Source organism: Streptomyces albipurpureus, from assembly GCF_023701525.1.
Classification (GTDB): Bacteria; Actinomycetota; Actinomycetes; order Streptomycetales; family Streptomycetaceae; genus Streptomyces; species Streptomyces albipurpureus.
Genome location: NZ_JAMQAW010000011.1, coordinates 240528 through 254249, shown reverse-complemented (window position 1 = coordinate 254249; position 13722 = coordinate 240528). Strand labels below are relative to the sequence as shown.

The window sequence follows — 13722 nt, the reverse complement described above, 5'->3', positions numbered from 1 at the left end:
TCCGGGCGCCGTCATCGGGGCAGGCCCAGGATGCGCTCGGCGATCACGTTCAGCTGGATCTCGACGGTGCCCCCGCCGATGAGCACGTTGGGCAGGGAGATCTGGTCGGCCACCAGGCCGCCGGGGCTGACGTCGAGGCTGGCTTCGGGGCCGAGTAGAGCCAGCGCGGTCGCGGAGTTCTCCCGCTGGATCAGGGCGCCCGCCACCTTGGCGATGCTCGATCCGGCCCCGGGTTGCCCGCCGGAGACCCGGCGTAGGGCCTCGCGCAGATTGAGGGCCGACAGCGCGGCCTCGAAAGCCCCGGCCCGGCCCAGGACCCGTAGCGAGTCGTCCTGCGCGGCGGCCAGCGAACCCTTGACGATCAGGTCGCGCAGCCGGGCCGGGTCGCCGGGCCCGCGCATGGTCGTACCGATCGAGAGCCGCTCGTTGGCCAAGGTGGTCGCGGTCAGCCGCCACCCCTCACCGGGCCGTCCTACCAGGCAGTCGTCCGGGACGAACACGTCTGTCATGAAGACCTCGTTGAACTCCGAGGCCCCCGTCGCCTGTTTGAGCGGGCGGATCTCGATCCCGGGCGAGCGCATGTCGACCAGGAAGTAGCTGATGCCGCGGTGTTTGGGGGCGTCGCGATCGGTGCGGGCCAGGCAGATGCCCCAATCGGCCTCGTGGGCGGAGGAGGTCCACACCTTCTGCCCGTCGAGCCGCCAGCCGCCGTCGGTCTTGACCGCCTTGGTCGACAGACCGGCCAGGTCGGAGCCCGCGCCGGGCTCGCTGAACAGCTGACACCAGACGGTCTCGCCCCGGAGGGTGGGTGTGGCGAATCGTTCCTTCTGGCCATCGGTGCCATGGGCCAGGATGGTCGGCAACGCCCACTCGCCGATGACGGTCGACGGCTGGACCAGGCCACGGCGGGTGAACTCCTCGGCCACGATCACCTGTTGGACCGCCGAGGCTCCCAGACCCCACGGCTTGGGCCAGTGCGGAGCGACGAGGCCGGCATCCGCGAGCAGGGTGCGCCGGGGGCCTGTCGCGCCGCCGGACCAGCCCTCGCTGCGTGGGGTGTCCTCGGGCAGCGCGAGCGCGGCCTCGATCCGCCCGGCGACCCAGGCGCGGAACTCCGTGTCCTCCTCTGGCAGGTTCAGGCTGAAGTCCCGGTGGGTGATCAGGGACACCTTGCCCAGGGCCACGCTCCACGAGGTGTGCGGGCCGACCTGCCCCGCGACGCTGATCGCCCGCCGCCAGTACAGATGGACGTCGTGTTCCCAGGTGAAGCCGATCCCGCCGAGCAGGCTGACCGCCTCGACGGCCGCGTCGACCGCCGACCCCGGACCGACGACGGCGGCTCCGGCTGTGGCGAGGCGCTGCTGCACCGAGTCCTGGGTGACGCTGCGGGCCGCGTCCCAGGCCACCGCAGCGGCGAGCTCCGCGGTGATCATGAGCCGGGCGGCCTTGTGCTTGACCGCCTGGAAGGAGCCCACCGGCTTGCCGAACTGCTCGCGTACCTTGACGTACTCCACGGCCGTGTCCAGACACCACCGGATCAGCCCGCTGGCCTCGGCGGAGTACAGGGCGACCACGGCCGCCGCCGCGGCGACGTCGTCCACCCCGCCGATCTGATCCGCGGGGGAGACGAGTACGTCGTCCAGTTCCAGGCGGCCGACGTCCCGGGTCAGATCGACACCCTCCTCGGCGGTCCGGGTCAGCCCGGTGGCGGACGGGGACAGATGGAACCATCCCGACCGCCCCTCCAACTCCACACCCACGACGATGATCTCGGCCGACATCAGGCCGAGCACCGGGGTCGTCCAGCCGGAGAGGGTCCAACCGCCACTGCCCTTGCGGCGTGCCGTGATTCCGTTGCCGGGGAGCAGTACGGCGCCGAGCGCGCCTCCGGCGAACTCACGCAGCAGTGCGCTGCGCCGGGGGCCCGTCGGCGCCCCGGCCACGACGGCGCTTGCCATGACGGTCGGCACGAACGGACCGGGCAGCAGGGCGCGCCCCGCCTGTTCCACGATGACCGCGAGCTCTTCCACCCCGCCCCCGCCGCCTCCGGCCTCCTCGTCGATGTGGACTGAGTGCAGACCCTGCCCGACCAGGGCGTCCCAGTGCCCGGGTCGTCCGCCGGCGCCGAGCGCCGCGAACAGCTCGCGGGTGGCGGACACGGGGGCGTTCCTGTTGGCGAACTTGCCTGCTGCCTCGGCAAGTTGGATGTGTTCGTCGAAGAGCGCTATGGACATGCATGACCTCCGGATGCGGGCCTGGGCAGGGTCACAAGGGGGGTGGCCGCGTGGGCGCCGGCCTCCGCCGTGCTGAGGGGGCCGGGCGCGAGGGCGCGCCGGGACCGTTGGGGGAGTGGGAGGTCAGCGGGATTCGACGGTGCGCCCGTCGCCGAATGTCTCGTCCCGCGCGCTGAGGGCCTTGGTGAGGCCCTGCTCGGTGACCGAGGCGATAAAGGCCTTGAACCCTTCGGTGTGGACGGCCAGACCGGACATCTCCGTACCGGCGCGGAGTGCTTGGCGCATGCCCATGTGCTCCATGGCTCGGTGCACCGTGCGCTTGTTGATCTGGAGCACATCGGAACGGATCTTGGCGACCCGCTGTGCCATCTCCAGTGTGCGGGCCTCCAACTCCTCGGCGGGGTAGGCCCGGTTGGCCCATCCGCTGGCCGCGGCGTCCACACCGCTGATCGCGTCGCCGGTCAGCATGACCTCCATGCCCTTGCGCAGGCCCATCATCCACGCGTGGTACTGCATGTCGGGGGTCCCGAACCGCACGGCCGGGTAGCCGATCTTGGCATCGTCGGCGACGTAGACGAGGTCGCAGCCGGTGGCGAGTTCCGACCCTCCGGCCAGACAGTGCCCGTGCACCTGGGCGATGACCGGTTTGTCTAGGTCCCAGATACCGGTCCACATGTCGACGACGGTGCGCTGGAAGGCGGCCTCGCCGGTGCCCACCATCCCGTACTCCTCGGCACCTGCGGCCAAGTCGTATCCGGCGGAGAAGCACTTACCCGCCCCGCGAACGATGGTGACGCGGACGTCGTCGTCGAGGTCTCCAGCGCGCAGTGCGTGGGAGACCTCGTTGCGCAGGGTCGCGTTGAGGGCGTTGCGCTTCTCCGGCCGGTTCAGTGTGACGCGCCGTACGTAGGGGGCCGGGTTGTCGATAAGTACCAGGGAGTAGTTCACCGGACATCACCTGTCTTGAGGCTCTTCAGGGGGCGTACCGCGGGGGTTGAGGCAGTTCTCGGCCATCGCAGGAGATTTCCTCACCGTGACCAGCCAAAGTGAAACAGGATTCTAAGTTCGTGTCCAGGGGTGATAATTAGATTCTAGTTTTGCTACGTTGACGGGGATTCGACCCCGTTCCGGGCCCGGTTGACCGGCCGTCATGTGTGTATGGGGAAGGGGCCGCCGGACTGTTCGGCTGCGATGTCCCCGGTCGGTGGGAAGTGACCCCGCTCCACGGTCGACGACCTAGCCCTCCGTTTCCGCGCCGCCTACATGTCCCTTTCGGCGACCTGTTTCGTGCCCTCTCCGACGCGTTCCTTCTTCCGGATCCCTCCCGCCCCTTGTGTGAAAGGCCGCCGGATGTACGACTTCGACGTCGCTGTTCTGCTGTTCCGCCTGCTCCTTGGCGGTGTGATGATCGCGCACGGATGCAACCACCTCTTCGGTCCCGGTGGTGTTGAGGGGACCGCGCGCTGGTTCGGCGGTATGGGCTTCGCGCCCGCCCGGATGCACGCCCTGATGAGCGGCTGGATCGAAATCGCCGCCGGGGGTGCCCTGGTGCTCGGGCTCTTCACCCCCTTCGCCGCCGCAGCCGTGGTGGGGGTGATGGCGGTGGCCGGCTGGGTGGCCCACCGTCCCAACGGTCTCTTCGTCTTCAGGGACGGCTACGAGTACGTCCTGGTGCTCGCCGTCTGCGCCGTGGTGCTCGCGATGCTCGGCCCCGGGCGACTGTCCCTCGACCATGCCCTCGGGGTGACCGGCGACGGGGGCCAACTCCTCGGGCTGACCGGCTGGGCCGGCGGGCTGGTGGCGGCGGGTGCCGGGCTCGGCGGTGCCGTGGTCCTGCTCGCCACATCGTGGAAAGCCCCTGGGGAAGAGCCGCCGGGGGAGTCGGCGGAGACGCGGAGGGCGCGTTGACGGGGGCGAATGGTCGCGGGGCGGGGGCGTCAAGCCGTTGACCTGGGCTGCCACGGGGGTTCGGTGCGCTGGTTCCGGTGGCGCCCGGACGCCCTCCGGGCGGGATCTCCATGCTGTGGTCTTCCGGCCTCCGGGGCGGTGGGGGAGGGGGTGTCGGGGTGCGGTTCCCTCTCGGACCGGTCACTTGGTAATGCACCGTCATAAAGCCACGGAAGTAAACCGAATCAGGATACGGCTGCCGACATCTAGACGCAGACTTAGAATCCTGTTTCACTTCGGGTCACCGAGAGTGATCGTCAGGAGATTCCATGCAACGATTCAGGATTGCACTCGTTCCCGCGCTGGCCGCGGTCGGCGCACTTCTTCTCGCCGGATGCGGCGAGGGAGGCGCACGCGGCGACTCCGACGGGCAGGCCGGGACGTCCAAGCCGGGTGGCAAGTCCTCGGCCACCGCCGCCGGCTGTGACAACGAAGAACTCAAGGCCACGGAAACCGGGATCACCAAGGACACCATCAACATCCACCTGGGCGCGGACACCGGCGCCCAGGCCATTCCCGGGATGGCCAACGGATCGGTCGAGGCCGTCAAGGCGTGGGCCGAGCTGATGAACTCCGAGGGCGGCCTCGCCTGCCGCCAGGTCAAGGTATCCGCCTACGACACCAAGATCGACCCGACCGAGTCACGCAACGCCATGATCGAGGCGTGCCAGAAGAGCTTCGCCATGGTGGGCAGCTTCATGCTGGCGGTCGCCGACGCGGCGCCGCTGAGCGAGTGCGCCGACAAGTCGGGCGCCAAGACCGGACTCCCGGACATCCCCGGGACCGCCCAGGGCTCCGTACACGCGTGCAACAAGTCGACCTTCCTCCCCGCAGGTGCAGGCGGCCAGCCCTGCCCAGCCGTCAAGGGCCAGCAGAAGGTGACACAGCCCCTCGCCTACGGCGACTACCTCCAAAGCGCGGTCGGCAAGGGTGCAAACGGCGCCTACGTGATCGCCAACACCTCTCCGGCGACCGTCCAGGCGATCGTTCCCCTCTACACCATGCTGCAGGAGAAGCAGGGGTTCACCGCCGACCTACAGACCGGGGCCAAGGGCAGCGACCCCAAGACGCACTACACGCCGATGGCGCAGACGATGAAGGACAAGAAGTCCAAATTCGCCCTGTCCTCGATGAGCTTCCCCGGCTTCATCCTGCTCCGCCAGGAGGCCGCCACTCAGGGTGTGAACTCAGTGGACAAGTGGATCTGTCAGGCCACCTGCTATGACCCGGCGTTCGTCAAGGCCGGCGGCGACCTGGTGATCGGTTCCACCGCGCTCATCACCCACCTTCCGTACGAGGAGAAGGACGCCAACGACGAACTGGCCCTCTTCACCGAGAAGGTCAAGACGCACAACACCTTCTCCACCCCCTCCTGGGTCGCCTCCCGGCTGTTCCAGAAGGCCGTCGAGGACGTGGTGGCCAAGGACGGCCCCAACGGCCTGACCCGCTCCGCGCTGACCGAGGCACTGAAGGCCGTCGACTCCTTCGACAACGAGGGAATGGTCGCGAAGAACAACCCCAGCGCCAAGATCCCCCCGCCTTGCCTGGTCGCGGTGGAGCTGCAGAAGGACGGCTCCTGGAAGCGCACCTGGCCCGAGAAGCGGGGCACCATGCACTGCGCCAAGATGGACGACATCACCCTCGACCCCTCGACCGCGTTCAAGGGCTGACCGCCATGGCGAGGATCATCACCATGCAGAGGGTCCCCTGGGGCCGAGCTGTGGTCCCGGTAGTGCTGGCGGCCGGCCTGTGCCTGGTGGCCAACGCAGCCTGGGCGGGCCGTCCGGTCACCCTGGAGACAGTGACCCAGCTCCTGGTGTTCGCCCTGCCAGTGGCCGGTATCTACGCGGTCAGCGCGACCGGGCTGGTCGTGGTGCACAGCGCCACGGGAATCTTCAACTTCGCCCAGGGCGCCATCGGTATGCTCTGCGCCTTCGTGTACTGGGAACTCAGCGTCCGGCGAGACCTTCCCGTCTGGCTGGCGATGGTCCTGGTGGTCGCCGTGTTCGCACCCCTGCTCGGCATCGCGCTGGACAAACTGCTCATGCGGCGGCTCAAGCGGGCGCCCCTGGCCGCCCAGCTCGTCGGAACCGTCGGCCTGCTGATCGCCCTCCTCGGCCTTGCCACCCTCACCTGGAACCCCAACAACTCCTACCCGCTGTCCCCCCTCGGAGGCTCCGGGGGCATCGAGATAGCAGGTGTGCAGCTCACCTGGCACCGGCTCATCACGATCACCGTCGCGATCCTCCTCGCGGTCGCGGTGCAGCTCATCCTGCGGGGCACCCGGCTCGGGATCTCCATGCGCGCCGTGGTCGACAGCGAAGACACCGCAGCCCTGTACGGGGTGCGGCCGGCCAGGGTCTCCGCCACCGCCTGGGTTATCGGCTGCGTCAGCGCCGCCCTCGCGGGCATCCTCATCGCGCCCGAGGTGGGCAACATGAGCGCGGAGACATTGAGCCTGCTCATCGTCAACGCTTTCGCCGCCGCGGTCTTCGGCCGGCTTCGCAGCCTGTCGATGACCTACCTCGGAGCGCTGCTCCTTGGTCTCCTGGTGACGTTCTCCTCCACCTTCCTCCAGTTCGGCGGACGCTGGGCGAACCTTCCCAACGCGCTTCCCGCCCTCGCCCTGTTCGCGGTCCTACTCCTGCTCCCGCAGGCCACGATCAGACTCGGCGGCGCGGTACGCACCTATCCCATGGAACGCCTGCCCTCCCGCCGGAGCGTCGGCGGCGGGACCCTGGCGCTGGCACTCTTCGTGCTCCTCGCCGGGTTGCTGGCCTCAGACTCCGTCCTGGGCCGGCTCGTCATGGCCATGTCCTTGGCCATCGTCCTGCTCGGCCTCGTTCCGCTGATGGGATGGGCGGGCATCCCCTTCCTGGCACCCCTGGCCCTCGCCGGCTGCGGAGGCTTCTTCACCTACTGGGCGGGCGGTTCCGTAGCGGCGCTGCTCGTCGCCGGTGGTGCGACAGCCGTGGTCGGGGTGCTCGTCGCCCTCCCCGCACTGCGCCTTCGGGACCTCTATCTGGCACTCAGCTCGGTCGCGCTGGCCCTGGTGACCGCGAGCGTGGTCCTCACTCAGCCCGAGATCTTCGAACAGGCGCGCACTCTGGACCGGCTGAGCCTGCTCGGAGTGGACATCGGCGATCCCGCGAGGTTCCTGGGCTACGCGGCCGTCGTCTACCTGCTCCTCGCCCTCACCCTGGTACGCCTGCGCCGGTCGCCGCTGGGCAGACGGTTCGTGGCACTGCGCGACAGCGAGGCGGCGGCGGCCTGTTCGGGCATCAATGTGGCCCGGCACAAGGCGCTGGTCTTCGCCATCGCGGGAGCCGTCAGCGGTATCGGCGGCGGGGTGCTCGTCCAGGGCGCCCGGTTCGCCAGTTCCGACCAGTTCGGGATGATCGGTGGCCTGGCCATCGTCCTGTCGCTGACCGTCATGGGCGTAGGCACCGTCAGCGGTGCTCTCGCCGCGGGCCTGATGGGTGCCCTGCTCACCACGCTCAGCCTGGAATGGGCGCCGGGGAACTTCACCCACACCCTGGAACTCGTCGGACCCGCCCTTGCGGTCCTCGCCCTCAGCGACCACCCCCGCGGGCAGATCCCGATGTTCCGCGAACTGATCCGGGAGCGGCCGTTCGCCTTCGCCGCCGCGACCACCGGCCTGGCGGCTGGGCTCGCGGCCGGGATCGGCCTCGGCCTGCCCGGCTCCGTGGGCGTCGTCGTCGCGGTCCTGCTCGCCTGGGCCGCGGTCGTCGTCACGGCCGCTCGCCGGGACGACGGCGGCCGGCTCCCGGCGGACCCGCCGCCTGGCGGGGGCCAAGGCGGCCCCGCCGACGCGGGCACGGGCATCGACACCCCCTTCACCGCGACAGGAGTCGCCATGCTCGACAGGTCCCTCGGCCTTGAACTGGAGAGGACACGATGACGCCCCTCCTGCGCGTCCACGACACCACGGTCCGCTTCGGCGGCACGGTCGCCGTCGACCATGTGAGCCTCGACGTCGCCCCGGGCAGCATCGTGGGACTCATCGGACCCAACGGCGCTGGCAAGACCACTCTGTTCAACGTGGTTGCCGGCATCCAGGCCGCCGACACCGGCCGTGTGGAGCTGGCCGGACAGGACATCACCCATGCCAGGCCGCACATCCGTGCCCAGCTCGGCCTGGCCAGGACCTTTCAGCGGCTGGAGACCTTCGGGACTCTGACCGCCCGCGAGAACATCCTGGTTGGCGCGGAAGCCCACCGAGGCTGGGACCGGTCGGTCCAGCCCCAGGCCGTCGCGGCGGAACTCATCGACACCCTGGGGCTTGGCCCGGTGGCCGGCCGGCGTGCCGACTCCCTGCCCACCGGGACACAACGGTTGATCGAACTCGGCAGGGCACTGGCGATGAGGCCCCAGCTCCTGCTCCTGGACGAGGCATCCTCGGGGCTTTCGGCCTACGAGACGGAGCAGACGGCGGAGCTGCTGCGGCGGCTGGCGGGCGAGGGCCTGACCATCGTCCTCGTCGAGCACGACATGTCGTTCGTCATGGAACTGTGCGACAGGATCGCGATGCTGGACCGGGGGGTCCTGGTCGCCGAAGGCACACCCGAAGAGGTGCGGACCGTGCCCGCGGTCCTGGAGGCCTACCTCGGCACGGCGGCGGGAGGCGGGTCATGAACACGCCCATGGGGATTCTCGGCGAACGCGCGGGAGCGAATCCCGACGGTACGAAACCCGCAGCCGGTTCCGCCGCGCTGGCCCTGGTCGGGCTGCACGCCGGATACGGGCAGATCGAGGTGCTGCACGGTATCTCCCTGTCGGTGGACCCGGGAGGGGTGCTCGCGGTACTCGGGGCCAACGGAGCGGGGAAGAGCACGACCGTCCGGGCGCTCAGCGGCCTGATCACCCCCACCCACGGGCGCGTTGTCATCCACGGGGTCGACGTGACCGGCGCCGCCCCGGACGCCCTGGCCCGGCTGGGGGTGTGCGTGGTGCCCGAGGGTCGAGGGGTGTTCCCCCGGCTCAGCGTCGAGGAACACCTCAGGCTGATCTCCCCGAACCGGGCCTCCGTACGGGAGATCCAGAACCGGGTCTACGAGCAGTTCCCCCGGCTGGGAGAGCGCCGCAGGCAACTGGCCGGGACGATGTCGGGCGGCGAGCAGCAGATGCTCGCCATGGCCCGTGCCGTCGCCCTGGACAACAGGGTCGTGGTCGTCGACGAGTTGTCGATGGGCCTGGCTCCACGTGTCGTGGAACAGCTCTACGAGCACATCAGGACGCTGGCCTCGACCGGTGTCGCGGTTGTCGTCATCGAACAGTTCATCCACGAGATCCTCGGCCTGGCCGACCACGCCGTGGTCCTCAGCCAAGGGACCGTCGTCGCCGAGGGAGTGCCCTCGGACATCGGCGAGACGCTTGAAGGCCTCTACCTGGCCGCCGGGCCGATCCGTTCGCACACGGACCGCACACAGTGACAGCGGCCGCCTCCGGCCAACGTGCGCAGGCCGATGTGCCCCAGCCGCGTCCCGACTCAGAAAGGATCGTGATGACTGACAGCGACAGAATGAACGGGGTCGTTCCCGGTTCGGATTCCGCCAGTAGCGATACCGGCGGACGGATGCGCGGAGGCTCTCGTACCGCCTTCCTCGCGGAGCTGGAAAGACTCAGAGCAGACGCGGGACCCGGACCACGGGACCAACTGATCGGCCGGCTCGGCATCGCCCTGATCGTGGGCGGGCTGATCTGGGTCTTCGTGTGCTTCAACCAGACTGCGGCCCAGTCCGACCTGCGCGATCAGATGGAGATGGTCGTCCTGGCCATCCTCGGAGTGGGCATCACCGTACTGGGAGCGATCGTCTACGCGGCGATGAGCGTCCAGCGCTTCATGCGGTTCTGGTTGTTGCGGGTCATCTACGAGCAGCGGGACCTGGCGGGTAGGGGAGCGGAGCCGCCCGTGCCGTCCGTGACTGCGGCAACCCCCGCAGCGGCTGCTCCGGAGACACCCGCGCCATCGTACGGCGCGTGATACGAGACTCGGTCGGGAACGGCGACGCCCGGGTCCACCGGGTGCCGGGCCGTTGGTCGGGTGGCCGAGTGGCTGCGCGGGCATCCGACCGGTTCTCCAACGGAACGACGTACGGGTGGAGCGTCCGGTGAAACCGCCTGCGGTCCGTCCTGGTCGAGCCAGGCTGCCTGGAGGGTCAACCGCAGGTGCAGCCGGACCCACGCCTGCGCGGTCGCCTTCCCGTAGAACCGGTTTTCCGTGGCCTCGCGGCCTGCTCGGTGCCCCAGGTGGTGGGGTCGCCGATGGCGAACTCGCCGCGTGCTCGGGCGGCCGACCGCCCTTGGGTCGCAGACCCGCGGCGGTGGGCCGTCGCACGCTTTCCACCAACGCGCCGTGTCCACGGCGGTGTTCGGGTGCGAGCGCGAGATCGACCAAGGTCCGTACCGGCCCGTCGGCGCACAACATACGCGTCGCACAGATCGAACAGTTCGTCACCTCGTCTGGTCAGACAGGCATAGAACTCCGACCGGAAGGGCGACGCATTCGCGAACGCTTCCCGGCGGGCATCCTCGTGCGGCAGACTCGTCTCCACGGCCTTCGTCACGGTCACGTGCGCTCCCTGGTCGGAGCACAGGATCAGGCGAAGGCCACCCGAACGTCCGCTGAACTGCGAAAACACAGATCAAGTTCGAGTCATGCTCGACACGGACATCGACAACAGGCTCATAGTTCCCTCATCGAGTGCAGTTGGGCGAACTCGTCAGCGAGCATGCCCATCATGACGACATCGTGGTGCCCACCCGCGAAGAACACGTGATCGCGGAGGCGGCCCTCCTCGGTGAACCCGAGCCGACGTTGAAGTGCCAGCGATGCCTCGTTGTGCGCGAGGACCCGCGCTCCACACTTATGAAAGCGCCGCTCCGCGAACATGAACCGCAGCAGTATCACCACGGCTTCTGCCGCGTAGCCTTTGCGCCGATGGTCGGCGCCCATCGTGACGCCGTACTCGAACCAGCCCGCACGTGGATCAGCGTGGTGCGAGCCGACAGCCCCGACAGTTTCCCCGGTCTCGACGGATTCGATCGCCAATCCAAAGCAGTCGCCATCAGTCTTGGCAGTGGCCTGCTCCTTCGCCCAGGTACGGAAGCCCTCGGCGGAGCGGGGTGGGCTCAGCAGGTTTCCCAGCCGCTCCTCGTCCTCGGCGAAGCGCATGAACGCGGTCCAGTCGTCGGGCTCGATACCGCGCAGGCGTACACGTTTACCAGTCCAGAACGATGTCATCCCCTATTTTTTCACTCGGGGCCTGCGGGGTCCAGACTCTCGCCAGTCCTCGAAACCGCCCATGACCTGGCAAGTTCGAACGGCGTTCGACAGCTGGGCGTCAATCGACAGGCTTACCGGTCGAGGAAGTTCCCACGAGGATGATCACGCGGCTTCGGCCAGCCTCCGTACCCTCACCGCCCGCCTCCGTCAGGGTTCTGTCGCGCTCACCCTTGCCGCAGCGGTGACGGCGGCCCTCCCTTCAGTATCTGACCGATTGTTGCCCGCTGTGTTTGGGGACCACACGGTATGCGCGGTGGCTCACGGCAGGCCCTGCCTGCGCAACTCTCACCCCACTACAGTCTGCTGGTGGCGGGCGATCACCCACTGCCCACGGCCCTCGCGCTGCCAGGGCCGGACCTCGACGCGGGCACAGTCAGGGATCCGCCGGCGTGGGCTGCCTCGCGGCAGGAACGGCGTTACCACTTCTGTCGGGCGGACCGGGGAACAGGTCATGGACGGGGTGGTCATCAAGTGCCCGGCGGGTCATGACGGTGTCGTGCCGGGTAGGGCCATGACGTCGGAAGACGTCCGCCTGCTCCAGTTCGAACCACCGTCCCCCGCTGAAGCCTTAAGCGGAATCCCCGGTCACCCACCGGAACGGATCCGGTTCGCGGTATTCGGCGCGGATGCCCGGGATTCGGCGGCCGGAGAATCATCGTCGCGGGGTAATGAAGGCGTCATTCACGACATATCCATCCAGTCCGTGGAGTTCGCCGTACGCAATCAGGTCGCTGTTGCGGTTGATGAACCCGCGCCCCGAGTAGTTGAGGGAGGTGTTGCAGAGGACGCTGAATCCGGTCAATTCGCCGAAGCAGGTCAGTAGATCGGCCATCTCCGGGTTCGTCGTCGGGTCGATGGTCTGGGTGCGAGCCGTTCCGTCGACGTGGGTGACCGCCCGCAGCTCGCCGGACTCGACCTGGCTGAAGTACAGCATGTAGGGATCGGGGACCCCGCCACCGAACCAGCGGCTCGCCTCCTGCTCCAGACAGATCGGGGCGATGGGGCGGTAGCTCTCGCGCTGCTTGATCTTGTTGAGCCTGACTGTCGTCTCCACGGTGAAGGGAGCGGCCAGGATCGACCGGTTCCCGAGCGCGCGGGGGCCGATTTCCCAACGGCCCTGCGCCCAGCCGATGATGTTTCCGTCGCGGAGGTAGCGTGCGACCTCGCCGTAGTGCACCGGGCGGATTTCGTAACGCTGCGGGTCGAACTCCATGTCCTCGACGAATTCGCCACCCGCGTAGACATCCCAGTCCAGGTCCGCCGACCCGGTGTAGAAGTGCTGGGCGTCGATGGCGGTCCCGATCGCGGAGCCGCTGTCGTTGGGGCACGGCGGGACGAAGACCGCGGGGAAGAGCCCGCACTCGCGCCAGCGGCGATTCCACTCGCAATTGAGACCGCAGCCACCTGAGATGAGCAGCGGGAGGCCCTCCGTTAAATGCTCCCTGGCGTATGCGTGGAACCGGTCGAAGATGGCGTTCGACAGGCGGGCGGCGAGGCTCTTGTACGCATCCGATTCCACGCCGATGTTATGGAAGGGGGAATCGGTCATCCGGTCTTTCAGGTTTCCGGTGATGACCTTCTTCTGGCCGAGAATGAAGTCGATTACCTCCTGCTCAGCAGGGGTTGCCGATCGATCCTCGGCAAATCCGGCCAACGCCATCTGCTTGCCCGCGTCCTGGAAGCGGACGAATTCCTGGTGCGCGCTGAACTCGGGGTCCGCGAGCGCGAAGCCGTAGGAGTACTTGTTGCCCGGGTGGTTGAGCACCTCCTTGAGATGGGTCACCTCCCCGTGCTCGTCGATGCGGTAGAACGAGCCGATGTTCCCCTCCCACACCAGACCGTAGAAGGGCTGGTCCCGACGGAGTGCCGACATTCCGTAGGACGTCATGATGTGGGAGCGCTCATGTGTGGAGGAGAAGACGCGCACGGGCTTCCCGAAGAACCGGCCGGCTTCGTCCGAGATCGCGGACTCGCCCACACCGAAGTACCCGCTACGCGAGGGTTGGTCGGTGGCCTGGGTCCCCTTGATCCAGCCGCTCAGGGCGATGACGTCCGGCTGTTTGTCCAGCCGGTCCGCCGCTACGGCGAACACCTCGGCGGTCAGGCCGCTGTAGCGGATGAACGAGTCCTTCTCCGCCTCCAGGGAGAAGAGCAGCTTGCCATCCTCGACGGCTGCTACCGCCCCGTCATGGCCTTCCTTGAGGGAAAGAATCAGCATGATGGTCCGTTTCTCTG

At 68.4% G+C, this 13722-nt stretch carries 10 protein-coding genes and 2 pseudogenes; 6 read left to right on the top strand and 6 right to left on the bottom strand.

What is annotated here, in order from left to right; translation table 11 throughout:
* Positions 1–11: 11 nt before the first annotated feature.
* Positions 12–2234, bottom strand: coding sequence for an acyl-CoA dehydrogenase family protein (locus tag NBG84_RS15300; protein WP_250919979.1), 2223 nt, complete (start codon positions 2232–2234; stop codon positions 12–14).
* Between the two features lie 123 nt (positions 2235–2357).
* A complete protein-coding gene (locus NBG84_RS15295; RefSeq protein WP_250919978.1) occupies positions 2358–3182 on the bottom strand; it encodes an enoyl-CoA hydratase-related protein in 825 nt (274 codons plus the stop codon).
* A gap of 402 nt (positions 3183–3584) precedes the next feature.
* Here NBG84_RS15295 and NBG84_RS15290 point away from each other — a divergent pair, with 402 nt between their 5' ends.
* The 6 genes from NBG84_RS15290 (at position 3585) to NBG84_RS15265 (ending at position 10185) form a co-directional block, all read left to right on the top strand.
* On the top strand, positions 3585–4142 hold the full coding sequence (locus tag NBG84_RS15290; protein WP_250919977.1) for a DoxX family protein: 558 nt from the start codon (positions 3585–3587) through the stop codon (positions 4140–4142).
* A 308-nt stretch (positions 4143–4450) separates the two neighbouring features.
* Positions 4451–5851: an ABC transporter substrate-binding protein gene (locus tag NBG84_RS15285; RefSeq protein ID WP_250919976.1), complete on the top strand. Its 1401-nt coding sequence runs from the start codon at positions 4451–4453 to the stop codon at positions 5849–5851.
* 5 nt (positions 5852–5856) lie between these two features.
* Positions 5857–8103 carry a branched-chain amino acid ABC transporter permease gene (locus NBG84_RS15280; protein ID WP_250919975.1) on the top strand — a complete coding sequence of 749 codons (2247 nt, stop codon included), beginning with the start codon at positions 5857–5859 and terminating at the stop codon, positions 8101–8103.
* Positions 8100–8837 (top strand): ABC transporter ATP-binding protein, encoded by a 738-nt coding sequence (locus NBG84_RS15275; protein ID WP_250919974.1) that lies wholly within the window; start codon positions 8100–8102, stop codon positions 8835–8837. The genes NBG84_RS15280 and NBG84_RS15275 overlap by 4 nt, the downstream gene beginning before the upstream one ends.
* Positions 8834–9634 carry an ABC transporter ATP-binding protein gene (locus NBG84_RS15270; RefSeq protein ID WP_250919973.1) on the top strand — a complete coding sequence of 267 codons (801 nt, stop codon included), beginning with the start codon at positions 8834–8836 and terminating at the stop codon, positions 9632–9634. The genes NBG84_RS15275 and NBG84_RS15270 overlap by 4 nt, the downstream gene beginning before the upstream one ends.
* Positions 9635–9705: 71 nt before the next feature.
* Positions 9706–10185 carry a hypothetical protein gene (locus tag NBG84_RS15265; protein ID WP_250920072.1) on the top strand — a complete coding sequence of 160 codons (480 nt, stop codon included), beginning with the start codon at positions 9706–9708 and terminating at the stop codon, positions 10183–10185.
* A gap of 345 nt (positions 10186–10530) precedes the next feature.
* Here NBG84_RS15265 and NBG84_RS15260 read toward each other — a convergent pair.
* The 4 genes and pseudogenes from NBG84_RS15260 to NBG84_RS15245 form a co-directional block, all read right to left on the bottom strand.
* A pseudogene (locus NBG84_RS15260) lies at positions 10531–10744 on the bottom strand (NF041680 family putative transposase); the annotation flags it as partial.
* 143 nt (positions 10745–10887) lie between these two features.
* Complete coding sequence (locus NBG84_RS15255) at positions 10888–11445, bottom strand: GNAT family N-acetyltransferase (RefSeq protein WP_250919972.1); 558 nt, start codon at positions 11443–11445, stop codon at positions 10888–10890.
* Between the two features lie 351 nt (positions 11446–11796).
* A pseudogene (locus NBG84_RS15250) lies at positions 11797–12088 on the bottom strand (IS701 family transposase); the annotation flags it as partial.
* Positions 12089–12139: 51 nt separating this feature from the next.
* Complete coding sequence (locus NBG84_RS15245; RefSeq protein ID WP_250919971.1) at positions 12140–13705, bottom strand: carbamoyltransferase C-terminal domain-containing protein; 1566 nt, start codon at positions 13703–13705, stop codon at positions 12140–12142.
* Between the last annotated feature and the right edge of the window lie 17 nt (positions 13706–13722).